Here is a 22,795-nt window from a genome sequence, read left to right on the forward strand (position 1 = left end):
GCTTACCTTTGCCCAAATTTGAGAAGAAAAGACTAGAATTAATTATGCTAAGAACACATACTTGCGGAGCATTAAGAATAGAAGATAAGAACAAAAATGTAACCTTAAGCGGCTGGGTACAGCGTGTGAGAGATAAAGGTGGCATGATGTGGATTGATTTGAGGGATAGATATGGCATCACTCAGTTGATGTTCGAAGAAGGAAAATCTTCAGATGAGCTATTGGCCAAAGCAAGAAAGATCGGACGTGAATTTGTTCTGCAAGTTGAGGGTGAAGTGGTGGAAAGGTTTTCTAAAAATGACAAAATAACAACAGGTGATATTGAGGTTTTTGTTAAGAAATTAAGCATTCTTAATGCTGCTAAAACGCCCCCTTTTACCATTGAAGATGATACCGATGGCGGAGAAGAGTTGAGAATGCAATATCGATACCTCGATTTAAGAAGATCCGTGGTACGTGAAAAGCTACAGCTGCGTCATAAACTGATGCAGGCCACCAGGAGATATATGGATCAGCAGGATTTCCTTGAAGTAGAAACTCCTGTCCTTATTAAATCAACTCCTGAAGGAGCACGTGATTTTGTAGTTCCTTCAAGAGTACATGAAGGTGAATTTTATGCATTGCCCCAATCACCACAAACTTTTAAGCAGCTATTGATGGTGTCCGGCTTTGATAAATATTTTCAAATAGTGAAATGTTTTAGGGATGAAGATTTAAGGGCTGACAGGCAACCGGAATTCACCCAGATAGATTGTGAAATGTCTTTCGTAGAGCAGGAAGATATCTTAAATACTTTTGAGGGTCTGGTAAAATATCTTTTCAAAGAAGTGAAAGGGATTGAGATTTCTGACTTTGAAAGAATGACTTATGATCATGCAATGAAATATTATGGTTCGGATAAACCGGACTTGCGTTTCGGGATGCCATTCGTTGAACTGAATGAGCTGGCAAAAGGAAAAGACTTCAATGTATTTGATCAGGCGGAATTAGTAGTAGCCATTAATGCTCCGGGATGTTCCGAATATACCCGAAAGCAACTTGATGCCCTCACCGAATATGTGAAAAGACCACAAATTGGAGCCAAAGGATTGGTGTATGTAAAATGTAATCTGGATGGAAGTTTTAAATCTTCTGTTGATAAGTTTTATAATCAGGATGATCTGAAAACATGGGCAGATGCTGCCGATGCCAAGCCGGGAGATTTATTGTTAGTTTTGAGTGGAGACACTGATCATACGCGCAAATGTATGAGTGAATTGCGTTTGAAAATGGGGAATGACCTTGAGTTAAGAGATAGAAATACTTTCAAGCCATTGTGGGTGTTGGATTTCCCTCTTTTGGAGTGGGATGAAGATTCTCAACGCTTCCATGCCATGCACCATCCGTTTACCAGTCCTAAACCGGAAGATCTAAATCTAATTGATACCGACCCGGGAAAGATAAGAGCCAATGCCTATGATATGGTGATTAATGGTGTGGAAATTGGTGGAGGAAGCATCAGGATTCATAACCGTGATTTGCAAGAGAAAATGTTTAAAGCCTTAGGTTTTACTCCGGAAGAAGCTAAAAAGCAATTCGGGTTTTTACTGGATGCATTTGAATATGGTGCGCCACCTCATGGAGGAGTTGCTTTTGGCTTTGATAGGCTATGCGCCATGTTTGGAGGATCAGATTCTATTCGTGATTATATTGCATTTCCAAAGAATAATGCAGGCCGGGATGTAATGATAGATTCACCTGCTACTATTTCGGAGGATCAATTAAAAGAACTTCATTTATCTATTAAAAGTTAAAAATTGATTGAACATACTTACATTGAGTTAATGGGTCTGACTTTGGCAGATCCATTAACTTTTCTGACTGATTTGTTAATGGCAGGTGTTTGCTTTTTCTGTGGGCACCGTCTGTTTTATGACTTTGGAAACAAGTACTCGAAACTTTTTGGTTTGTTTTTTCTGTTTTTGGGCTTCGCTTCCTTTATGGGGGGTACATCCCATTTGTTAGATGAATATTTAGGGAAAATACCACACCTTATGGCCTGGCTTGTACAAGGTGTAGCTATCCTTTTTGTCGAATTGGCCTGTGTCAGACTTATTGAAAAGAATCGGTTTAGAAATCTATTAAGAGCTATTACTTATGGGCTGTTTGGGATTTTTATATCCAGGCTTTTTAATATTCAGAGTTTTGAAGTAGTAAAAGTAAACTCCACTATTGGTTTGATGGGCTTTGTGTTCGTCATCCATTTGATGAAATATTATACCACCAGAGTTACTGCTTATTTAAATGTTCCATTAGCCATCATATTGTTCCTGATTCCAGCATTTATCCATGGATTCGGTATATTTTATAATGCATGGATTGATCAAAATGTCATCAGTCACCTACTTCTATTACCATGTTATTATCTTCTCTACCGTAGTGTGGGTAAAGTGGCAGTTATTCCTAGAATGCATACTCAGCCAATACCGCAATCAGAGCAGCCACAATAGAAATAAAAAGTTTCTGGAAACTGAAACTATGGTCAGGGCTACTTTCAAAGAAAATAGTAGTGGAAATATGTAAGAAGTTCCCTGCTACTATAGCAAATAAGATGACAAAGGCATCATCCGAAAACAGTGCCTGATCATGGAAAAAGCTGCTTAAAGCCAATCCGGCAGGGCTGGCTAAGCTGAATATTACCAGAATCAACAGTGTTTTCCAACGGGCATTTAAATGGCAAATCATTACAGACATTAGCGCAAAGGCTGCCGGCATTTTGTGCATTAGAATGCCAAAGAAAATGGAATTTGAATTGTCATGTGAATGCATGGTTTCAGGATGGGCTAATAAGGTTCCCTCCAAAAATGCATGTATACATAAAGCAATTAATAGTGTCAACCATTTATTGCTTCCATGCTGATGATGATCATGCTGCTGATGCAGATGACCATGCTCCACTCCTTCAGAAAAGTATTCCAGTATAACCTGTATAAAGAAACCCAGCAATACATACAATGCAATATTTGGATTATCCGCATTATGGCTAAAAAGTTCCGGTAGGATATGAATAATAGTAATGGAAAAAAGGTAAGCCCCCGCAAATACCAGGCTTAACTTGAAATACTGATTATTCATTTTGGGAATAAAATAAACAGCCGTGCCTGCTATAAAAGTAAGCAGAAAGAGTACTACAGAAGTTAGTATCATAATTTTTTAGCAATAAAAATCATTCTATTGGATATTTCAGGTTGATATTCATTTAATGAATAATCACCAAATGTTTCCAAAGGCATTAAATTTGCATTGCGAAAATAGTCTAAAAAGGACAATCTTCTAATAGCTTTTACTTTTTCCTGGAAATGAAATAGCTTACCTGAGTCGGTAAAAGCAATGTCTTTTATGATATGCTCGCCATCAAAAGATCTGTTAATGTGAAATTCGATGCCTTCGACTTCCTTTATTTCCTCTGTAACCAGGTTATTGATCACTTTATATGGATTTAAAAAATCCAATACAAAAATGCCGTTACTTTTTAATGCATCGGCAATAGCGCTTATCGCTCTTTGATTATCTTGTTCTATTTCAAAATACCCGAAGCTGGTAAACATATTAAAAGCAAAATCAAAATGAGATTTTCTATAGGGATGTCGCATGTCATGCACTTCAAAGTGCAAATTCTCATTTTCCGATAATTTTGCAATCTCAATATTCTGTTTAGATAAATCTATGCCATCCACTTTAAATCCTAACTGGTTGAGATAAATGGAATGCCTGCCTTTTCCACAAGCTACATCTAAAACGCTATCATTTTTTTGGATAGACAAGAAAGAGGTCAAGTTTTTAATGAAATTACGTGCTTCAGCCTCATCCCTGTCTTTATAGAGAATATGATAATAGGGGGAGTCAAACCATTCGTTAAACCATTCTTTTTTCGATTCGTCCACCATTACATCAAGATATTTGAAGCTAAATTATCAGTAACGTAGGTTTCCATTTCCCCCTCTTCATTTTCATAAATGAAGAAAGCGGACAATTGTGTTTGTTCTGCTAATATTTTTTTCGCATCCTCCAATCCTGTTACCATAAATGCTGTAGACCAGGCATCTGCTTCCATGCAGGTTGGAGCTACTATAGTGGCACTGATAATATCTCTTTGAACAGGGAAACCAGTTTTTGGATTGATAGTGTGGCCATATTTTACACCTTCATGAACAAAGAAATTACGATAATTTCCTGATGTAGAAATGGCCTGATTGTGAATTTTTATGATGGCCATCCTTTGGGCCTTTGAAGCTTCAGGTTTGGGATTGTCAATTCCTATTGCCCATGCATCTCCATTCTCATTTACGCCTTTTGCCCGTACTTCACCACCTAATTCCACCATCAGGTTTCCAATTCCTTTGTCAATTATAAAATCAAAAACTACATCGATGGAATAGCCTTGTGCGATAGCATTGAAATCAAGGCTTACCCTATCAACTGCTTTTTTCACTTGCTTTTCATCAAAGGTTATTTTATTGAAACCTACGTATTTTAAAATTTCATTTATTTCAGCACTGTCAGGGATAGAAGGTACTTCTTTTTTAAAATTCCATGCTTGCATCAATGGATAAACAGTAGGATCAAAAGCTCCTTGAGAAGCAGAGTAAATCTCTTTTGACGCTTTTAGAACCGGAAGAAAATAAGGGAGATCAAATTGAAAACTATCATTTTCATTGAATCTGAGAATCTCTGATCCTTCTTTATAAGTGGAAAGACTGTTGTCAAACTGCTTTAAAAGTGAATCTATTGATTCTTTAAAATTCCTTGCAGAAGAATCCTGGTAACTAATATTATAGGTGGTCCCTTGTGCTTCACCTGTTACGTAAACGTAAGGTGCCTTTTCAACTTCATCAGGGTTCATTATCTTGTTGCGGACTAACCATACAGTAGCCACGGCCAGTATTAGGATGAGTGAGTAAATTGAGTTTTTCTTTCTATTGTCCATGGATCAGAATTCTGACGCGAAATTACTTGATATGATATTGTTTTACGAAGAAATTGGAGTTTTTATTAAAAAATCTACTTTTAAGCTTTTTGTAGTTCTTTAGTTTTATGATGATCAGTATTTTATGGGAGTAGATTGATTTGTAACGGGTTTATCTGTCTTACTTTTTAATATACTATACTCCTGAGTTGGATATCCGGTAGAGGAGGATTTATTTCTGTGAATTAATCAAAATCAGCTTTAAATCATCCACGGTTATTAACGCAGATTATTTTAACTTGCAGTTAAAATGTCATTTGCATGAGAGAAGATTATTTAAGTGGAGATGAGGAGCACCTGAGCCCTGTCGAGAAAGAAATAGAAAAAGCATTAAGACCGCTTTCATTCGGTGATTTTACTGGGCAGCAAAAAGTGGTGGACAATATAAAGATATTTGTTCAGGCAGCCAGAAAACGAGCTGAACCACTGGATCATGTACTTTTGCATGGGCCTCCAGGCTTGGGTAAAACTACTTTGTCTCATATCATTGCTAATGAGATGAATACCAATATCAAAATCACTTCAGGGCCTGTTTTGGACAAGCCGGGTGATTTGGCAGGCTTGCTAACAAACCTGGAAGAAGGGGATGTGTTGTTTATTGATGAAATCCATAGGTTGAACGCAGTGGTGGAAGAATATCTGTATTCAGCTATGGAAGATTACCGTATTGATATTATGTTAGATTCCGGTCCCAATGCCAGATCAGTACAAATAAGTTTAAATCCTTTTACTTTAATTGGGGCTACTACACGGTCGGGCTTGCTTACCTCTCCTTTACGAGCCAGGTTTGGGATTAATGCCAGACTTGAATATTATGATGCAGAGTTGTTACAGCAAATCATTAAGAGATCTGCAGGTATTTTGAATACCCCATTGGTGGAAGATGCCGCTTATGAAATTTCCCGAAGAAGCAGGGGAACACCACGTATCGCTAATATGCTGTTAAGAAGAACCCGCGACTTTGCACAAATAAAAGGTGATGGTACTATTAATAAAGAGATTGCGGAATTTGCCCTTAATGCATTGGATGTAGATGAGCATGGATTGGACGAAATGGATAACCGTATTTTAAGTACCATTATAGAGAAATTCAAGGGTGGTCCCGTAGGACTGGGAACCATAGCCACAGCTGTTGGAGAAGAGGCTGACACCATAGAGGAAGTGTACGAACCCTTTCTTATACAGGAAGGTTACATGAAAAGAACTGCCCGGGGCAGGCAAGTGACTGAACTAGCCTATAAACATTTAGGTATAGTGCCACCTAGCAGAACGGGTAGTTTATTTGATTGATACAAAAATAACTTCTATTACATTTTAGTGACTGATAATTCTCAAATCATAAAATCCATAGCTAAAGATCTTGGCTTTCAATATTGTGGAATTGCTAAAGCAGAATTCCTGGAAGAGGAAGCACCACGACTGGAATCCTGGTTGAATAAAAATTACCATGGTAAAATGGCCTACATGGCCAATCATTTCGACAAACGATTAGATCCAACCAAATTGGTTGAAGGAGCCAAATCTGTGGTTTCTTTACTTTATAGTTATTATCCATCTGAGGATTTAGCAAATGATGGTACTTATAAAATTGCCAAATATGCTTATGGAAAAGATTATCACTTTGTGATTAAAGACAAGTTGCGCGATTTTATGATGCGGATTCATGAAGAAATTGGAGAAGTAGGAGGCAGGGCTTTTGTAGATTCAGCTCCTGTAATGGAAAGGCAGTGGGCTGCTAAAAGTGGTTTAGGTTGGTTGGGTAAAAATTCTTTATTACTCAATAAACAAAGGGGAAGTTTCTTCTTTTTAGCGGAGCTGATTATAGACCTGCCCTTAGCACCTGACGGACCTGTGAAGGATTATTGCGGAACCTGCACCAAATGCATTGATGCCTGCCCAACTGATGCCATTGTTGGCAATCAGGTAATAGATGCTTCAAAATGCATCTCTTATCTTACTATAGAGTTAAAGGAAGAGATACCTACGGAATTTAGTGGTAAAATGCAGGATTGGATGTTTGGGTGTGATATTTGCCAGGATGTATGCCCCTGGAACAGGTTTTCCCAGCCACATCATGAGCCGGAATTTTTACCGCATGATGAATTGAAAAATATGAAAAAGAATGAATGGGAAGAATTAACCAAAGAAGTTTTTAATGAGGTTTTCAGGAAATCAGCAGTAAAAAGAGCTAAATTTGAGGGTTTGAAAAGAAATATTCAATTTTTGGAAAAGGACTAACTACAAACAATAAAAAAAGGCCTCCGACTTGGAAGCCCACAGACGGTTGAGATTTAGATGCTGGTGAAATGTTTGTTTAGAACATCGTTGTACTTCGAGCTGAAGTTTCTGTAGCACCAATCTTTTAACGAGTACAGCTCCTTTTCTACTAAAAGGGCAATAGCTTTTACCAACTCTTTCTCAAAAAGCCTTTTGTCAAAGCTTACTTTAGAAAGTATTGATTTCACATAATCTAACATAGCTATTATGGTTTAGGTTTGTAGTTAGGAAATAAAAGAACTTGCCTTTTTTCATTGGCAAACTAATATAGTAATTTTCCATAAGAATCGGAAATTATACATTAATTTTAACGTTGAACTAACACTAAAATTTTACATAAATACGGAGATATCAATGAATAGGTTAGGAAAAATTATCTCATTTATCATATTTAATTTAATAACAGTTACGGCTATCAATGCCCAGGACATTTCTATCGAATTAGGTCCTGATCAAATAGCTTTAAATCAGTCATTTACAATTACTGTAAAGGTGGAGGGAGAAACTTTAAAATCTTACAATAAATTTCCTGATATTGAGGGATTTGTTAAAAGAGGTACCTCCAGCAGTTCTTCTACCAATATTTTTAATGGGCAGGTGTCGAGAAGCCAGAGTGTCACCCAAACCTACATAGCGGAACGGGAAGGCACTGTAAGCATCCCACCATTTACCATAGTAGTAAATGGTAAAGAAATCAGTTCACCAGGTAAAACGGTAAGGGTAGTAGCTGCACAGCAAAGACAACAACAAAAAAGATATGATCCTTTTGGGAGCGATCCGTTTGAAGACTTTTTTGGAAGAGGGAGTGGTGCTACAGAATTTGAAGATATAAAAGAGGATGCTTTCTTTGCCCTTACAACTGATAAAGATGAAGTTTATACCGGAGAGGGGATCAATACTACATTGGCATTTTATGTATCTGATGACAATCGTGCTCCTTTGCAATTCCATGATTTAACCACACAACTTACCAAAATTCTTAAAAAAATCAGGCCAAAAAATGTGTGGGAAGAAAACTTCAGCATAGAAAACATCCGACCTGAACCTATTAATTTAAATGGAAAGAGATATAGTGTTTACAAAATATTCCAAGCCTCTTTTTTTCCTTTGAATGATGAGGACATTGTGTTTCCAAGGGTTGGCTTGGAAATGATAAAATACAAAGTAGCAAAAAATCCAAGCTTTTTCGGGCAAAATAGAAAAGAGGATTTCAAAACTTTTTATTCGAAACCTAAAACCATAAAGGTAAAACCTCTTCCTGATCATCCATTGAAGGATCAGGTGGCTGTGGGAGATTACGAACTTCGGGAGAAAATTAATAGTACGAAAGCTGAAACAGGTGATAGTTTTCAATATGAGTTTGGCGTGAGGGGTACTGGTAATATTGCCTACATTAATGAGCCTGCTATAAAAAAGGACAAAAACCTGGAAATTTACCCCCCGGATTCGGAAGAAAGAATTACCAGGAGTGGTGTTTCAGTGATGGGTACTAAAACTTTCAATTATTATATCATGCCAAAAGAGCCGGGGATTTATAATTTATCGGATTATATTCAATTCATTTATTTCAACCCTATGAAAAAAGCCTACGATACACTTCAATCAGATTATATTTTGGAGGTAGAAGGAAGTAGCCTCAAAAACAAATCTATTAGCGATGCTTCTGCAACCGGATTGTTTTATGACCGGATTGAAAATGAATCCAATGAGGTTGAGCAATTCACTGATTTTGACTGGCTGAAAACAGTTGTTAATATTTTTATTGTGTTGGCTTTAGGGATTTCATTGTTCATATTATTTAAAAAATCCTAAATTGCGCTTCAATTTCCGTTAGATGAGCAACAGCTTTGGTAAAATCTTCAAAATAACCACCTATGGGGAATCCCATGGTGTAGGAATAGGTGTCATTATTGATGGTTGCCCGGCAGGTATACCTATTGATGAGGAGCTGATGAGAATAGATATGCAACGGAGAAAACCCGGGCAATCGAAAATCACTACTCAAAGAAAGGAAGAAGATGAAGTAGAAGTGTTGTCTGGTGTTTTTGAAGGGGAATCAACGGGAACTCCAATAGCTTTAAGCATCAGGAACAAGGATCAAAAAAGTAAAGATTACTCTCATATTAAAGATAGCTACCGGCCTTCTCATGCTGATTTCACTTATGACCAAAAATATGGAAACAGAGACTACAGAGGAGGAGGAAGGAGTTCTGCCAGGGAAACTGCCGCCAGGGTAGCGGCAGGTGCTATTGCTAAAATGGTACTGGCTCATTATAAAGTATCAGTTCAGGCGTATGTGTCGCAAGTGGGGAGCCTAAGGTTGGAGAAATCATATCAGGAAATGGATCTGTCGGAAGCGGAGAATAATATTGTGCGTTGCCCCGATCAGAAAATGGCCGAAAGAATGATTGATTTAATTGATGAAACCCGCAAAAACAGGGACACAATAGGGGGGATAGTGACATGTGTTATAAAGAATACTCCCATAGGGATTGGAGAACCTGTTTTTGATAAACTGCATGCTGTCTTAGGACAGGCAATGTTGAGTATCAATGCAGTTAAAGGCTTTGAGTATGGAAGTGGGTTTGAGGGAGTGAAAATGTACGGATCAGCTCATAATGATGCTTTTACAAGAGAGGGGGAAAGAACAATAACCAGAACAAACCATTCCGGGGGAATCCAGGGGGGTATATCCAATGGAGAGGATATATATATGAATGTGGCGTTTAAACCTATTGCCACTATCATGAACGATCAGGAAAGTATAGATAAAGACGGAAATGAGGTAACCGTAAAAGGAAAAGGAAGACATGACCCATGTGTAGTACCAAGAGCTGTGCCTATAGTGGAAGCCATGGCTGCCTTAACTATAACGGATTTTATCTTAAGAGCAAAAACAAGCAAAATTGAATGAAAAAATTACCATTACACATTAAAATTATCATTGGTTTAGTCCTGGGTATTGTTTGGGCTTTTATATCAAGTTATTTAGGATGGAATCAATTCACGATTGATTGGATTGATCCTTTCGGAACTATTTTTATCAGAATTCTTAAAGCAATAGCAGTGCCTTTGGTGTTGCTATCCATTATAAGTGGTGTGTCCAGTCTGACAGATATCAATAAACTAGGAAAGCTGGGATTAAAATCCATCGTTTTTTATATCCTTTCCACAGTAATCGCAGTGGGCTTTGGTTTAACCCTTGTCAATTTGATACAACCCGGTAAGTTTGTAAATGAAGAGCAAAGGGTTAAAAACAGGATAAAATACGAATTATGGGTAAGTGAAAATCCTGACGTTCCAAGACCTAAAGATAATCGTTCTTTTCTTCAGGATGAAAAGTACAGTGAGCTAGTCAATAGTGCCGTTAATGAAGAAGTAATGGACTCGCTTAAAAGTGCAGTAAAGACAAAAAATGCCAAAGTTGAACAATTGGCTGAAACTGCTGAGGAATCAGCCGGGCAAAGCCCTCTCAAATTTTTTGTTGATATGGTGCCGGAGAATATATTTGGTGCTTTCAGTTCTAACAGTAATATGCTACAGGTGATATTTTTCGCCTTGTTTTTTGGAATTACATTAGCCATGCTCCCCAATTCAAAAGTGCAAGGGGTACTTGATTTTGTGAATGGTGCCAATGAGGCGATCCTGAAAATGGTAGATATTATTATGAAAGCGGCCCCATTTTTTGTGTTCGCCCTGTTAGCTGGCGTAATTGCAAAGATGGCCGATACTCCGGCTGAAGTTTTACAAATATTTAAAGGACTGGGAAGCTATTCCCTCACTTTGTTGTTTGGGTTACTGTTTATGATTTTTGTTTTTTATCCATTGATCATAACTATGTTCATTAAAAAATTAAGCTATAAAGAATTCTTAAAAAGAATAAGTCCGGCTCAGTTTCTGGCTTTCTCCACTTCAAGTAGTGCGGCTACTCTTCCTGTAACTATGGAATGTGTGGAAGAGAATATGGGCGTATCAAGAAAGATATCCAGTTTTGTATTGCCTATTGGAGCTACTGTTAACATGGATGGTACTAGTATGTATCAAGCCGTAGCTGTTGTTTTCCTTGCCCAATTGCATATGGTGGATTTAACATTAGGACAGCAACTAACCATTGTGTTAACAGCTACATTGGCTTCAATTGGTTCAGCAGCAGTGCCAAGTGCAGGATTGGTGATGATGATCATTGTACTGAATTCCGTTGGATTAAATCCGGCATGGGTGGCTATTATCTTTCCTGTAGATAGGATTCTGGACATGTTTAGAACAGTGGTGAACGTTACTGGTGACGCAACTGTTTCTACATTGATAGCACAATCTGAAGGTGAACTAAATGTGCCAAAAGACGTTCCAGCTAATAAATAATTTTAAATTCAATAACTAAAGACAGTAAGAAAATGAGTACACAGACACAACAACCTGTTACTATATATTTGGAGTCCAACCCCAACCCCAACTCTTTGAAGTTTGCTACCAATCAGATGTTGGTGCCGGAAGGTGATTCATTTGATTACCCATCAGCAGAAGAAACCAAAAATGCGCCTTTGGCAGCTTTATTGTTTGAAAAGGAGTATGTGGATCGCGTATTCTACATGAGTAATTTCATTACTGTTACAAAAAAACCGGAGATCGAGTGGATTGAAATCCAGCATGAAATAAAAGAAATTATCAAGAATTTTCTTGAGTCCGGGAGAAGAATTATTGACTTAAAGCCTGCTGATTTAGTAGAAAAACCCAATACAGGGGAAAATGCGGAGATTGAAGAGCAGATTAAGAATATTTTAGAGGAATATATCAAACCTGCTGTAGAACAGGATGGTGGTGCTATTTCGTTTCACTCTTACGAAAAAGAATCACAAAAAGTGAAATTATTATTACAAGGGGCCTGTAGTGGGTGCCCTTCCTCAACTATTACTTTAAAAGCAGGAATTGAGAATTTGCTAAAAAGAATGATGCCCAATGATGTGAAAGAAGTAGAAGCGGAAGGCGTCTGATTTAGCATTTATTAAACAATATACAAAATACAAATAGGGATGCTTTTAACGGTATCCCTATTTAGTTTTAGTACAATCTCAACTTAAACGACAATTTCCATCTGTTATGAAAAACATCAGACCTTTTCATGTGGCCTTTCCGGTCACCAGCCTTTCGGCTACCCGTCAATTTTTCGAGAAAGTGTTAGAGTGCAAAATTGGCAGATCTTCAGAGCGTTGGATTGATTTCGATTTGTATGGTCATCAGCTCTCGGCACATCTCACCGAGCAACCTATTCAAGAGCCAGCTGCTAATGAAGTAGACGGCAAACAAGTGCCTATTAAACATTTTGGTGTAATCCTGGAATGGGACCAATGGCATCAATTGGCTGAACGATTGAAAAAGCTAGATATTGATTTCGTTATCAGTCCTCATATACGATTTGAGGGGGAAGTGGGCGAGCAAGCGACTATGTTTTTTCTGGATCCTAGTGGGAATGCCCTGGAATTTAAAGCATTTAAAGATGATGCTTCTATTTTTGAATCTTAGATAATCGGGAAACAATCGGCTTTTATTCTGATGAATATTAAACCGAAGTCCGGTTTTAATGGTTAATTAATTGTATCATCAAGCCGCTCTCTTAAAATGGAAGTAAAAGATTTATATCGCCTTGTACGGAAAGGAGAGGGTGAAACTTTGGAGTTTAAACGAAAGGTGGCCCACCCGGAGAAAATCATTAAGGAAGTGGTTGCTTTCGCTAACACCAAAGGCGGAGATCTTTTAATTGGTGTTGATGACAGTGGTACTATTCCAGGAGTCAAATATGCCGATGAAGAGATATTTGTCCTGAATAAAGCCTTGTTTACCTTATGCAAACCCAAAGTACAGTTTAAGTACCGGGTTATTCCTTTAGATGATGAAGGAAGCAGGGCAGTAGTACATTACGAAATAGCAGAAAGTAAAAAGAAACCCCATTATGCCTTACCGGATCTTAGCACAGACAGGGGAAAGGCCTACGTGAGGGTTTTGGACAAAAGCATTCAGGCAAGCAAAGTGGTGAGGAATATCTTAAAATTTTCTAACAGGAAATCAGCAAGGGTATTTGCAATCGAAGAGGAAGAGCGGGCACTATTGAAATATCTGGAACAGCATACTTTTATTACACTCAGTGAATTTCAAAAGTTAAGCAAACTCAATAAATTCAAAGCTTCCAAAATTCTTGTCACTCTTGTCCTTTCAAATATTCTCTACATAAAACCCTCTGATAAAGAAGATATTTTCGGTTTGGTACCTATTGTTAATTACTAGAACAAAAACTTTCCTACGCTAAAATTTCAAATTTGTTCTCTTTTGTTTCCAATATTATCGCTATTATTGAATTTAATTTAAAAAGTACCAATTAAATTCAGATAAAAATATGGAAGCGCAGAAAGTTGATATGTTCATTATGAGCAATGGTAAGTTTTTCGAAGGTCATCACTTACCACAAATTAGGGAAAGACTGATTCAGGCAGATGATTCCAAATGGTCAATGATCCAAATGGCGCAGTTCAAAGACCCTACAGTGAGCTTAATTGTCTCCATTGTAGCAGGTTCGCTTGGAATTGACAGGTTTTTGATTGGTGATGTAGGTTTGGGGATAGGTAAGCTCATTACTTGCGGTGGTTTAGGTATTTGGGCTATTGTAGATTGGTTCCTGATAATGGGGGCAACTAAGGAGAAAAATATCATGAAATTGCAACAGGTACTTTAAGTATCAAAAAATGAAGAAAAAGAGCTTTTATATTCTAATAAGTGCTATGAGCCTGATTAGTTATGGGTGGCTTTTTTTTAATGTTCAGGCTTTTAAGAAAGCAGATATTCAAACTATAAATGTTTGTTTCTTCAAAAACGTCACTTCGATCCCTTGTCCGGCTTGCGGAACCACTACCAGTGTGGTTTCCTTGCTGGAGGGTGAATTTGAACAAGCTATTATGAAGAATCCTTTGGGTATAGTAGCAGCTATTCTGTTGTTAATAGTGCCTATTTGGCTTTTGAAGGATTTAATATTGCAACAATCAAGTTTGCATACTTTTTATATTCAGTTTGAAAATTTTCTTAGGCAGAAATACATAGCCACCTCACTATTTGCCATACTACTGGTTAATTGGGTTTGGAATATTCTAAAAGAATTATGATCAAAGAAACCGCAATCCTTTACAAAGTTCATGAATCAGAAGCGGAAAGAGCTTCCAATAGTTATTTAATGTCATTAATGGCAATAGTGGTAGGCTTACCTTTGCCAATTGTTAACCTCATAGCGACCTTTATGTTTTTCCTGGGCAACAGGGAGTCTACACCTTTTGTGAGATGGCATTGCACACAAGCACTGTTTTCCCAGCTCTCACTGGTGATCATTAATAGTATCGGTTTTTGGTGGACAATCTCTGTCATCATAGGGGACAAAGTCATTTCAAATGATTATATAGCTTATATCATTGTCTTATTTACTTATAACATATTGGAATTTATAGCTACTATTTACTCAGCCATACGAACCAGAAAGGGTATTCATGTAAAATGGTGGTTTTATGGTGATGTGTCTGATGCGTTAGTTAAACAATAATTTAATGAAGATATTCTCTAGATTTTTAATACTTGCTGCCGTTTTTATAGCATTTTGGCTTGGATTAGCTGAGGTAAACTGGATGCAGATGTTCCGCGTAGAAGAAGCTACTGATTCTATGGAAGAGAAGCTTACAGAGATAGTTAAAGAGTCAATAGAACGTTCTGAGGAAATAATTAAGGACAAGGAAATAACCTCAGTGATTGATAGTATAGTGCATAAAATAGCCAAAAAGAACTATATTGATGAGGATCGTTTAAATGTACTCATTGTACAAAACTCTCAGGTGAATGCTTTTGCCTTGCCAGATAACCATTTAGTGATCTATACAGGCTTAATCAATGCTTGCGATAATCCTGAGGCATTGAGTGGGGTGATAGCGCATGAAATGGCCCATATTCAGTTAAACCATGTAATGAAAAAGTTGGTGAAGGAAGTTGGGATTTCCGTGTTGTTTTCCATGACATCAAATGGTGGAGGAGAAGTCCTAAGGGAAGTAAGCAGAACATTAACGTCATCTGCTTATGACAGGTCACTTGAAGAAGAAGCAGATCAAAAAGCTTTGCTTTATCTGTTGAATGCCAACATTGATCCTCGTCCATTGGCAGACTTTTTTTATCAGCTTTCTTTGGAAGAGCCTGATTTCGCCTCTAAACTGGGATGGTTAAGCACCCATCCTGACAGCAAGGAAAGAGCAGAAAAAATCATCAATGATTTAGAAAATCAGATGAAGCAATTTAAACCGGTTCTGTCCGAACAGAGTTGGAAATCTTTACAAGAAAATATTGAAAAGAGAAAAGAGACTTTATAATTTAACAGCCAACCCTACTCTCATAGCAAATCCACTGCTAACGGCAAAATAATCACCCATCGTTTCCAATCTCCAGTTTCTATTGAGGCCAATGGCATAACCCATCCCAATAGCTAAATCAGAATTATCTTTCAAAATACCTCTCATTCTAATAAAAACGGGATTAATAGGATAGAAACGGAATCCTGCTGATCCTGCCATATTTTTTTCAATAAATTCCAGTCCTCCTGTAATGGCAAATTTATTGGCTACAAAATAATTGGCTTCAATACCAAAACGGTATTTAGGGACATTTTCAAAGAAAGGTGTGCTAAGCAGGTCAATTCCTCCTGCAAGTCTCCATTGTGCCTTTGATTCAAATATATTCACAAAGAGAAAAACGAAGAGGATGGCTAAAATTTTATTCATAGCTGTTTTGATAAATTCTAATGATAGTGGTAAAAATAATATATCCTTTTTTACCAAAACATAAAAAAACTCTGAAAAACTTACTTTTGTTATTACTGGAACTGTAGGTAAATGGAGACGCTGTTGGTCACCAGTTGATCTATAGGGCTACTGAATGAATTTTGCCTGTCAAATAAGGCATTGGAAACACCTCTCGAAAAACGGATTTCAGGAGAAAACTTAAATAATTTATAATAGATATCTACTCCAAAACCGAATTCTATCGCCAAATTAAATGTGTTGATCAATAGCACATCTTCATTTACTTCATCAGGACGTTTTCCGCTCACCTCAAACGAGGGCTTGGCACCACCAATGATATAAGCTCTGAAGTTCCCTCTACGTTGAGATTTGTATTTTAATAGCAAGGGTAGTTCTGCGTAAAAAGCTTCTTTCTTCCCTTGTACTACCTGAGGCTCAGTTTGGTTAAAACTATTGTAATTAAGCGTGTATTGATAAAGACCTACTCCCGGTAGCACTCTGAAGTCTAAATATTGAGCGATTCTTAAGTTTAAGATAAAACCTACTGTGAACCCAGGGGATTCCAGTGGAATAACCGAGTGGAGAGAATCAAAGGTATTGGTAAGATAGGCTTCATTGTATTTTACCTTCATTCCGGAAGTATGCCCGCCAATATAAAAGCCGTAATGAATTAACTCATCATCATAATTAGGTAAATTTTCCTTTTTATGATATTGAGCCGAAGTATGAAAGGGGATTAATAATCCTAGAAGAATTATTATTTTATACCTGTATAGATGGAGCTGATTCCGAAAGTTAAAGGTCTGCATTCAGTCTTTTTAAAGCCAAGCGTATCAAGTTTTGATACAAAAATTTCACCATCCGGAAAAGACTTCACTGACTCAGGTAAATAAGTATACGCTGAGTTGTCTTTAGAAATAGTTTTTCCAATGGTAGGCAAGATATTTTTAAAATAGAAATTATACAATTGTTTAAAAGGAAAACTTTTCGGTTTGGAAAACTCCAAAATCACGACTTTTCCACCAGGACGTAATACCCGATACATTTCTGCTAATCCCTTCTCTAAATTTTCAAAATTTCTTACACCAAAAGCAACGATTATTGCATCAAACATATTGTCTGCAAAGGGAAGGTTTTCCGAGTCTCCGGATTGCAAGCTGATACGGTCATCCAATTTTCTTTTCTTTAACTTTTTCCGTCCTACATCCAGCATTCCTTCAGAAATATCTACTCCAATTACTTTTTCAGGATTTAAGCTAAGTGATTCAATGGCAAAGTCACCAGTACCGGTAGCTATGTCCAGTATGCTTTTAGGTTGTATTTCCTTTAAAAGCTTAATAGCTTTTTTTCTCCACCTGATGTCTATACCGAGGCTTAAGAAATGATTCAAAAAATCATACTTTGGACTGATATTGTCAAACATATCAGCTACTTGCTGCTTTTTACCTGATTCTTTGTCTTTATATGGAAGTACCGTCATCGGATTTCTTTATTGATTGGCCTTTAATAACAAAACCTGATTGCAATTGATTTGTTTGGATCTATTTAATTTAAAAAAAGTCTCGCCATTTATGGGGAGACTTTTTCTGTTTGGATATATCGTTTAAGCTTAAATAATCAGCATGGCATCACCATAGGAAAGGAACCTGTAGTTTTCCTTAATGGCCACCTGATAGGCTTTTATTACATTTTCATAACCTCCAAAAGCGGCAGCCATCATTAGTAATGTTGATTCCGGCATATGGAAGTTCGTTAATAGCGCATTACAAATTTTGAAATCGTATGGAGGAAAGATGAATCTGTCAGTCCAGCCTTCATTGGCCTTAAGCCTGTTGTTGGCATTTACTGAGGACTCCATTGACCTCATGGATGTAGTTCCTACAGCGCATACTCTTTTCTTACTGTCAAGCGCTTGATTAACCACCTCAGCAGTTTTTGCAGGTACTCTGTAATTTTCAGAGTCCATTTTATGCTTTGTAAGGTCTTCCACATCAACAGGCCTGAAAGTGCCTAATCCGATATGCAAAGTGATTGGAGTAGTTTTTACTCCTTTCAATTCCATTCTTTTTAACACCTGGCGAGTAAAGTGCATACCGGCTGTTGGAGCTGCTACCGCTCCTATCTCTTCGGCATAAATTGTTTGGAAACGCTCTCTGTCAGCTTCTTCCACAGGTCTTTTGATGTATTTAGGCAATGGAGTTTCTCCTAAAGTATCTACCATTTTGTAGAATGCTTCGTCATCACCATCGTATAAAAACCTGATAGTTCTGCCTCTCGAAGTTGTGTTGTCAATTACTTCGGCTACCAATTCGCCATCACCAAAGTAAAGCTTATTGCCTACCCTGATTTTTCTGGCCGGATCAACCAAAACATCCCATAAGTGCATTTCTTTGTTGAGCTCCCTTAAAAGGAATACCTCTATCTGGGCACCTGTTTTTTCCTTATTGCCATAAAGGCGAGCAGGGAATACTTTAGTGTTGTTGGTAACTAGTACATCACCATCATCAAAGTAATCAACAATGTCTTTGAATAATTTATGTTCAATTTTTCCGGTATTTTTATGTAAAACCAGTAATTTTGAGAGATCCCTGTCTTCGGCAGGATGTTGTGCCACCAATTTAAGGGGCAATTCGAATTTGAATTCTGATAATTTCATACTTAATATTACGGTATTAAGTGGTTAGGTTTAAAAATTAAGAGTGCAAAGTTAGCAATTGTTTTTCATATTCTTGTAGCTTTATATTTTAATATTCCGACATGATTTACATTCATTTGCTTTTGGAGAGTTTTCGGTTTGCATTTAGTGCGCTTAGGGCCAATCTATTGCGCACCATATTATCTTTATTGGGTGTTACAGTAGGTATTTTTTCTATTATAGCTGTATTTACTTTAGTGGATTCCCTCGAAAGAAATATCCGTAGTAGCCTTAATTTTCTGGGGGAAGATGTTGTAAGGGTAGAGAAATTTCCATGGATATTTGAGGAAGACTATCCGTGGTGGAAATATATTAACAGACCAAAAGCTAATTTTGAGGAATATAAATTTCTTGTGGATAACATGACGCAAACAGCGGGCATTACAATTTTCACAGAAAGAGGGGGAGCTGTACTTAAACATGAAAGCAATAGTTTTACAGGAGGGATATTATCAGGAGTGTCTTATAGTCATAAAGATGTATATGAAATACCTATTGAAAAAGGGCGCTATTTTAGTATGCAGGAAGCCGAAAGCGGTAACTATGTCACTATTATAGGTCATTTAATTGCTCAGGAGCTTTTCCCTAACCAGGAGGCACTAGGGAAAGAAGTGAAAATAAGAGGAGTTAAATACAGAGTAATCGGAGTTATGGAAGAACAAGGGGCAAGTATCTCGGGAGCTCCAAGTGCAGATGATTTTGTTTATATTCCTTATAAAAGTTTTCAGAAAATATACTCCAGCACCGGTATTTTTGGAGTGGAGCCTATTATTGCGGCAAAAAGTTTGGAAGGAGATGTGGGGCAAAAGAATCTGGAAGGCGAACTGACGGGGCTCTTAAGACAAAAAAGGGGATTAAAGCCCCGTGAAGCTACTAATTTTGCTATCAATCGACCTACAGCATTTTCCTCAATTCTTGATTCAATTTTTGGTGTTATTTCTATGGCAGGGTGGGTGATTGGAAGCTTTTCTATTTTAGTGGGTGGATTCGGGATTGCCAACATTATGTTTGTGTCAGTAAAAGAAAGAACCAACATCATTGGTATCCAAAAGTCATTGGGGGCTAAAAACTTTTTTATTCTGTTTCAATTCTTATTTGAAGCAGTTTTTCTTTCCATGTTAGGTGGCTTATTTGGTTTGCTTTTAGTCTACCTTTTGAGCTTTATTTCATTGGGAAGCCTGGAATTAACCCTATCTTTTGGAAATGTATTTCTGGGTCTTTCTGTTTCTGTAATTATAGGTACCCTTTCAGGTATTATTCCGGCCGGAATGGCTGCCAAAATGGATCCGGTAATTGCTATCAGGGCCTGATCAGCTCATTTATTTCAAATATTAATTGAACATTATTTATTTTTACTTCATGCTAAAGTATTTATTTATATCAATTTTTTTTCTCGCCACAACGCAAGAATCTGAACTTAAAAAGCAAAAGCTAACAGAATACCTCACTATGAGTGTTTCTACTGATTTGAGACCCATGTCTCAACAGGAGCTTTCAGCGAAATTTTTAGGTGCGAAGATACCTGATGCAGCGCTTACAGATGAGCAATCGGCCATAGAATTCACTGTGACAGGTTCCCCTACCTTTTGGCAGGAAAATGATGTCGCCTTGTTAAAAGATTTCTATGATGCCAGTATTCCCAGCCTTTTCAAAGATATTAAGTTTGAAAAAAAGGAAATGGTAATGATTAATGATAAAGAATTTATTGCCTATCAATTTGATGGAACCCCTGCAGTTGAGACTGGGGACAGGATACCTGAAAAAAGATTTACCTACATACTTTACACCATCCATCGGAATGGTTTAGTGACTATTAGTTTTTCCTGCCCGCCTTACCTAAAGTCGAAATGGAAACCCATTGCTGAAAAGATGTTTGAAACCATCAAATTCAGGTAAACATAAGATGGAACTCACCGTTTATTCAGATGAGCACTTTATGAAAGAAGCCTTGAAACAGGCGCAAATAGCGTTTGAAGAAGGTGAAATTCCTGTGGGTGCAGTAGTTGTTTGCCAGAAAAAAATCATTGCGAAAGCGTACAATCAAACAGAAAGACTGAATGATGTAACAGCCCATGCAGAAATGCTGGCCATTACTTCTGCGGCTAATTTTTTGGGAGGTAAATATCTCAAAGGATGTACACTTTACGTGACTCTGGAACCTTGCGGTATGTGTGCAGGAGCCCTTTTCTGGTCACAAGTAGACAAAATTGTATTTGCTTTGCCGGATGAAAAAAGAGGTTTCACTACAATCAACCCTCAGATGATTCATCCTAAAACCCAGCTTATGTCAGGTTTAATGGCCGCAGAAAGTAAAAAAATGATTGATGAATTTTTTGCAACTGTTCGAAAAAAGAATTGAATTTTAAATAAATGTTTAACCTATAATTTTAAATATTATGGCTTTTGAATTACCAGCATTACCATATGCTAAAGATGCTTTGGAACCACACATTGATGCCCAGACTATGGAGATCCATCATGGCAAGCATCATGCAGGTTATGTATCGAAACTAAATAGTGCAATAGAAGGCACTGATATGGCAGATAAATCATTAGATGATTTATTGAAAAACCATTCTGACAATAAAGCAGTTAGAAACAATGGTGGTGGTCACTATAACCACTCATTGTTTTGGTCTATTATGGGTCCAAATGGCGGAGGAAAACCAAGTGGTGATTTGGCTAAGGCAATTGATGATGCTTTTGGTTCTTTTGAAAAATTCAAAGAAGAATTATCTACAGCTGCGGCAACTCAGTTCGGCTCAGGATGGGGTTGGTTATGTGCTCATAAAGGAGGCAAAGTAGAAGTATGTTCTTCTGCCAATCAGGATAATCCTATCATGCCCGGAGTAGGTTGCGGAGGAACTCCTATTTTAGGAGTGGATGTTTGGGAGCATGCTTACTATCTGAAATATCAGAACAAAAGACCTGAATACCTTTCAGCATTTTTCAATGTAATCAATTGGGAAGAAGTGAGCAAAAGATATGATTTAGTGAAATAAAAAAACTAAGTAAGTATGTTGAAAAAGCCCCTTAATTCGAATTGAGGGGCTTTTTTTTTAGAAATATCGTGCTCCTACACCATGTCTTTTGAAAATTTCCAGATCCAATGATGCCATAAGGGAGTGAGAGCCAAATCCTGTTAAAGATGTGTTATTAATAGGCAATTCAAATGCATAGCCGAATTTGATGTTTTCTTTAACTTTAAGTTGAGCATTTAAGCCTACAGCATTTAAATTTCTTAATGAAGCACCTACCCATAAGGTTTCATTAAGCAAAAATGATGCATTCATATCCAAAATATAATTGTTCTTGTCCATATAAACTAACATAATGGATGGCTTGAATTTTAACTCAAATAATTGATCAAATACGTAACCTGCACTCAGATAATAGTGTCTCCTGTATCGTGTGCTTTCCGAATCACCATCGCCTATTCTTACATCCAACACACGTGGAACTGATAATCCTATATAATAATTCTGGCTCATGTACCAGAAACCGAGTCCGAAATTTTCTTTTACTGCACTTTGCTGTACATCCAGAAGGGCTATATCATCCATATACTGTAGGTTAAGCTTATTATAATCATAATTATAATTGACCAAGCCTGCTTGCAAACCCATGGAAATCAAGTGGTTTTGTTTGGTCCTGATTTTAAAGGAATAAGCTAAGTTAAACTCAGTATTACTATTGATCCCATAGCTGTCATACAGCAGAGTAGCTCCCAGACCAATTTTATTATTAAATGCAGAGGTGCTTACATTTAAATTATTAGTGGTTGGAGCTCCTTCCATGCCCGCCCATTGAGTTCTGCTTATGGCTGTGGCATTGAATACATCATTAACACCTGTATAAGCTGGGTTGATCATTGCCTGATTAAAAAAGTATTGATTGTAGAGCGGATCCTGCTGGGCAGAGAGGCTTAATGGAAAGCAAAGCAACAGAAAGAATAATTTTTTAAAGAAATTTTTCATCAGTATAGTAGAAATATATGTGTAT

The 22,795-nt window shown here is 37.3% G+C and carries 27 protein-coding genes; 18 read left to right on the forward strand and 9 right to left on the reverse strand.

The window, feature by feature from the left end:
• Positions 1-44 precede the first annotated feature (44 nt).
• Both aspS and JKA74_RS08220 read left to right on the forward strand, forming a co-directional pair.
• On the forward strand, positions 45-1,793 hold the full coding sequence (gene aspS / locus JKA74_RS08215; protein ID WP_201430702.1) for an aspartate--tRNA ligase: 1,749 nt from the start codon (positions 45-47) through the stop codon (positions 1,791-1,793).
• A 3-nt stretch (positions 1,794-1,796) separates the two neighbouring features.
• Positions 1,797-2,489: a DUF6962 family protein gene (locus JKA74_RS08220; RefSeq protein WP_201430703.1), complete on the forward strand. Its 693-nt coding sequence runs from the start codon at positions 1,797-1,799 to the stop codon at positions 2,487-2,489.
• Here the strand turns inward: JKA74_RS08220 and JKA74_RS08225 are convergent.
• The 3 genes from JKA74_RS08225 to JKA74_RS08235 are packed head-to-tail and all read right to left on the reverse strand — an operon-like array spanning position 2,443 to position 4,966.
• Entirely contained in the window at positions 2,443-3,186 is a 744-nt protein-coding gene (locus JKA74_RS08225) for a ZIP family metal transporter (RefSeq protein ID WP_201430704.1), read from the reverse strand. The two genes, JKA74_RS08220 and JKA74_RS08225, sit on opposite strands and share 47 nt — an antisense overlap.
• Complete coding sequence (locus tag JKA74_RS08230) at positions 3,183-3,926, reverse strand: class I SAM-dependent methyltransferase (RefSeq protein ID WP_201430705.1); 744 nt, start codon at positions 3,924-3,926, stop codon at positions 3,183-3,185. Before JKA74_RS08230 ends, JKA74_RS08225 begins: the two co-directional genes overlap by 4 nt.
• Positions 3,926-4,966 carry an FAD:protein FMN transferase gene (locus tag JKA74_RS08235; RefSeq protein ID WP_201430706.1) on the reverse strand — a complete coding sequence of 347 codons (1,041 nt, stop codon included), beginning with the start codon at positions 4,964-4,966 and terminating at the stop codon, positions 3,926-3,928. Before JKA74_RS08235 ends, JKA74_RS08230 begins: the two co-directional genes overlap by 1 nt.
• Positions 4,967-5,266: 300 nt before the next feature.
• On the opposite strand from JKA74_RS08235, the gene ruvB reads away from it, so the two are divergent.
• A complete protein-coding gene (gene ruvB, locus JKA74_RS08240; protein WP_201430707.1) occupies positions 5,267-6,295 on the forward strand; it encodes a Holliday junction branch migration DNA helicase RuvB in 1,029 nt (342 codons plus the stop codon).
• Positions 6,296-6,322: 27 nt separating this feature from the next.
• The gene (gene queG / locus JKA74_RS08245; RefSeq protein ID WP_407659047.1) at positions 6,323-7,243 is read left to right on the forward strand and encodes a tRNA epoxyqueuosine(34) reductase QueG; all 921 of its coding nucleotides are present in this window, start codon (positions 6,323-6,325) and stop codon (positions 7,241-7,243) included.
• A gap of 53 nt (positions 7,244-7,296) precedes the next feature.
• Here the strand turns inward: queG and JKA74_RS08250 are convergent, their stop codons facing one another.
• On the reverse strand, positions 7,297-7,482 hold the full coding sequence (locus JKA74_RS08250) for a hypothetical protein (RefSeq protein ID WP_201430708.1): 186 nt from the start codon (positions 7,480-7,482) through the stop codon (positions 7,297-7,299).
• A gap of 154 nt (positions 7,483-7,636) precedes the next feature.
• On the opposite strand from JKA74_RS08250, the gene JKA74_RS08255 reads away from it, so the two are divergent.
• The 10 genes from JKA74_RS08255 to JKA74_RS08300 all read left to right on the forward strand — a co-directional run bounded on the left by JKA74_RS08255 (position 7,637) and on the right by JKA74_RS08300 (position 15,669).
• Positions 7,637-9,094 carry a BatD family protein gene (locus JKA74_RS08255; RefSeq protein WP_201430709.1) on the forward strand — a complete coding sequence of 486 codons (1,458 nt, stop codon included), beginning with the start codon at positions 7,637-7,639 and terminating at the stop codon, positions 9,092-9,094.
• 22 nt (positions 9,095-9,116) lie between these two features.
• Entirely contained in the window at positions 9,117-10,196 is a 1,080-nt protein-coding gene (gene aroC / locus JKA74_RS08260) for a chorismate synthase (RefSeq protein WP_201430710.1), read from the forward strand.
• Positions 10,193-11,644: a dicarboxylate/amino acid:cation symporter gene (locus JKA74_RS08265; protein WP_201430711.1), complete on the forward strand. Its 1,452-nt coding sequence runs from the start codon at positions 10,193-10,195 to the stop codon at positions 11,642-11,644. The genes aroC and JKA74_RS08265 overlap by 4 nt, the downstream gene beginning before the upstream one ends.
• Positions 11,645-11,676: 32 nt before the next feature.
• Positions 11,677-12,273 carry a NifU family protein gene (locus JKA74_RS08270; RefSeq protein ID WP_201430712.1) on the forward strand — a complete coding sequence of 199 codons (597 nt, stop codon included), beginning with the start codon at positions 11,677-11,679 and terminating at the stop codon, positions 12,271-12,273.
• Positions 12,274-12,379: 106 nt separating this feature from the next.
• The gene (locus tag JKA74_RS08275) at positions 12,380-12,802 is read left to right on the forward strand and encodes a VOC family protein (RefSeq protein WP_201430713.1); all 423 of its coding nucleotides are present in this window, start codon (positions 12,380-12,382) and stop codon (positions 12,800-12,802) included.
• Positions 12,803-12,898: 96 nt separating this feature from the next.
• Positions 12,899-13,561 (forward strand): AlbA family DNA-binding domain-containing protein, encoded by a 663-nt coding sequence (locus JKA74_RS08280; protein WP_201430714.1) that lies wholly within the window; start codon positions 12,899-12,901, stop codon positions 13,559-13,561.
• A 109-nt stretch (positions 13,562-13,670) separates the two neighbouring features.
• Positions 13,671-14,006 (forward strand): TM2 domain-containing protein, encoded by a 336-nt coding sequence (locus JKA74_RS08285; RefSeq protein WP_201430715.1) that lies wholly within the window; start codon positions 13,671-13,673, stop codon positions 14,004-14,006.
• Between the two features lie 10 nt (positions 14,007-14,016).
• Positions 14,017-14,430, forward strand: coding sequence for a DUF2752 domain-containing protein (locus JKA74_RS08290; RefSeq protein ID WP_201430716.1), 414 nt, complete (start codon positions 14,017-14,019; stop codon positions 14,428-14,430).
• Positions 14,427-14,858, forward strand: a complete 432-nt coding sequence (locus JKA74_RS08295) for a DUF4870 domain-containing protein (RefSeq protein WP_201430717.1) — start codon at positions 14,427-14,429, stop codon at positions 14,856-14,858. The genes JKA74_RS08290 and JKA74_RS08295 overlap by 4 nt, the downstream gene beginning before the upstream one ends.
• Before the next feature lie 4 nt (positions 14,859-14,862).
• Positions 14,863-15,669, forward strand: a complete 807-nt coding sequence (locus JKA74_RS08300) for a M48 family metallopeptidase (protein WP_201430718.1) — start codon at positions 14,863-14,865, stop codon at positions 15,667-15,669.
• Here the strand turns inward: JKA74_RS08300 and JKA74_RS08305 are convergent.
• The 4 genes from JKA74_RS08305 to queA form a co-directional block, all read right to left on the reverse strand.
• Positions 15,664-16,077: a hypothetical protein gene (locus tag JKA74_RS08305; protein WP_201430719.1), complete on the reverse strand. Its 414-nt coding sequence runs from the start codon at positions 16,075-16,077 to the stop codon at positions 15,664-15,666. The two genes, JKA74_RS08300 and JKA74_RS08305, sit on opposite strands and share 6 nt — an antisense overlap.
• A 92-nt stretch (positions 16,078-16,169) precedes the next feature.
• A complete protein-coding gene (gene porT, locus JKA74_RS08310) occupies positions 16,170-16,907 on the reverse strand; it encodes a type IX secretion/gliding motility protein PorT/SprT (RefSeq protein ID WP_201430720.1) in 738 nt (245 codons plus the stop codon).
• Positions 16,856-17,578: a bifunctional demethylmenaquinone methyltransferase/2-methoxy-6-polyprenyl-1,4-benzoquinol methylase UbiE gene (ubiE, locus tag JKA74_RS08315; protein WP_201430721.1), complete on the reverse strand. Its 723-nt coding sequence runs from the start codon at positions 17,576-17,578 to the stop codon at positions 16,856-16,858. Before ubiE ends, porT begins: the two co-directional genes overlap by 52 nt.
• A 129-nt stretch (positions 17,579-17,707) precedes the next feature.
• The gene (gene queA / locus JKA74_RS08320) at positions 17,708-18,754 is read right to left on the reverse strand and encodes a tRNA preQ1(34) S-adenosylmethionine ribosyltransferase-isomerase QueA (protein WP_201430722.1); all 1,047 of its coding nucleotides are present in this window, start codon (positions 18,752-18,754) and stop codon (positions 17,708-17,710) included.
• A 101-nt stretch (positions 18,755-18,855) separates the two neighbouring features.
• Between queA and JKA74_RS08325 the strand changes: the two genes are divergently transcribed.
• From JKA74_RS08325 to JKA74_RS08340, 4 genes are read left to right on the forward strand one after another with little or no spacing between them, the layout of a single operon-like run.
• Entirely contained in the window at positions 18,856-20,103 is a 1,248-nt protein-coding gene (locus JKA74_RS08325) for an ABC transporter permease (RefSeq protein ID WP_201430723.1), read from the forward strand.
• Positions 20,104-20,152: 49 nt separating this feature from the next.
• Entirely contained in the window at positions 20,153-20,689 is a 537-nt protein-coding gene (locus tag JKA74_RS08330; protein ID WP_201430724.1) for a hypothetical protein, read from the forward strand.
• A 7-nt stretch (positions 20,690-20,696) separates the two neighbouring features.
• Entirely contained in the window at positions 20,697-21,152 is a 456-nt protein-coding gene (locus JKA74_RS08335) for a nucleoside deaminase (protein ID WP_201430725.1), read from the forward strand.
• A gap of 37 nt (positions 21,153-21,189) precedes the next feature.
• Positions 21,190-21,795 (forward strand): superoxide dismutase, encoded by a 606-nt coding sequence (locus JKA74_RS08340; protein WP_236587621.1) that lies wholly within the window; start codon positions 21,190-21,192, stop codon positions 21,793-21,795.
• 57 nt (positions 21,796-21,852) lie between these two features.
• On the opposite strand, the gene JKA74_RS08345 is transcribed toward JKA74_RS08340, so the two are convergent.
• Positions 21,853-22,770, reverse strand: coding sequence for a PorP/SprF family type IX secretion system membrane protein (locus JKA74_RS08345; RefSeq protein WP_201430726.1), 918 nt, complete (start codon positions 22,768-22,770; stop codon positions 21,853-21,855).
• Positions 22,771-22,795: the final 25 nt, after the last annotated feature.

Source organism: Marivirga aurantiaca (assembly GCF_016679925.1).
GTDB classification, from domain to species: Bacteria; Bacteroidota; Bacteroidia; order Cytophagales; family Cyclobacteriaceae; genus Marivirga; species Marivirga aurantiaca.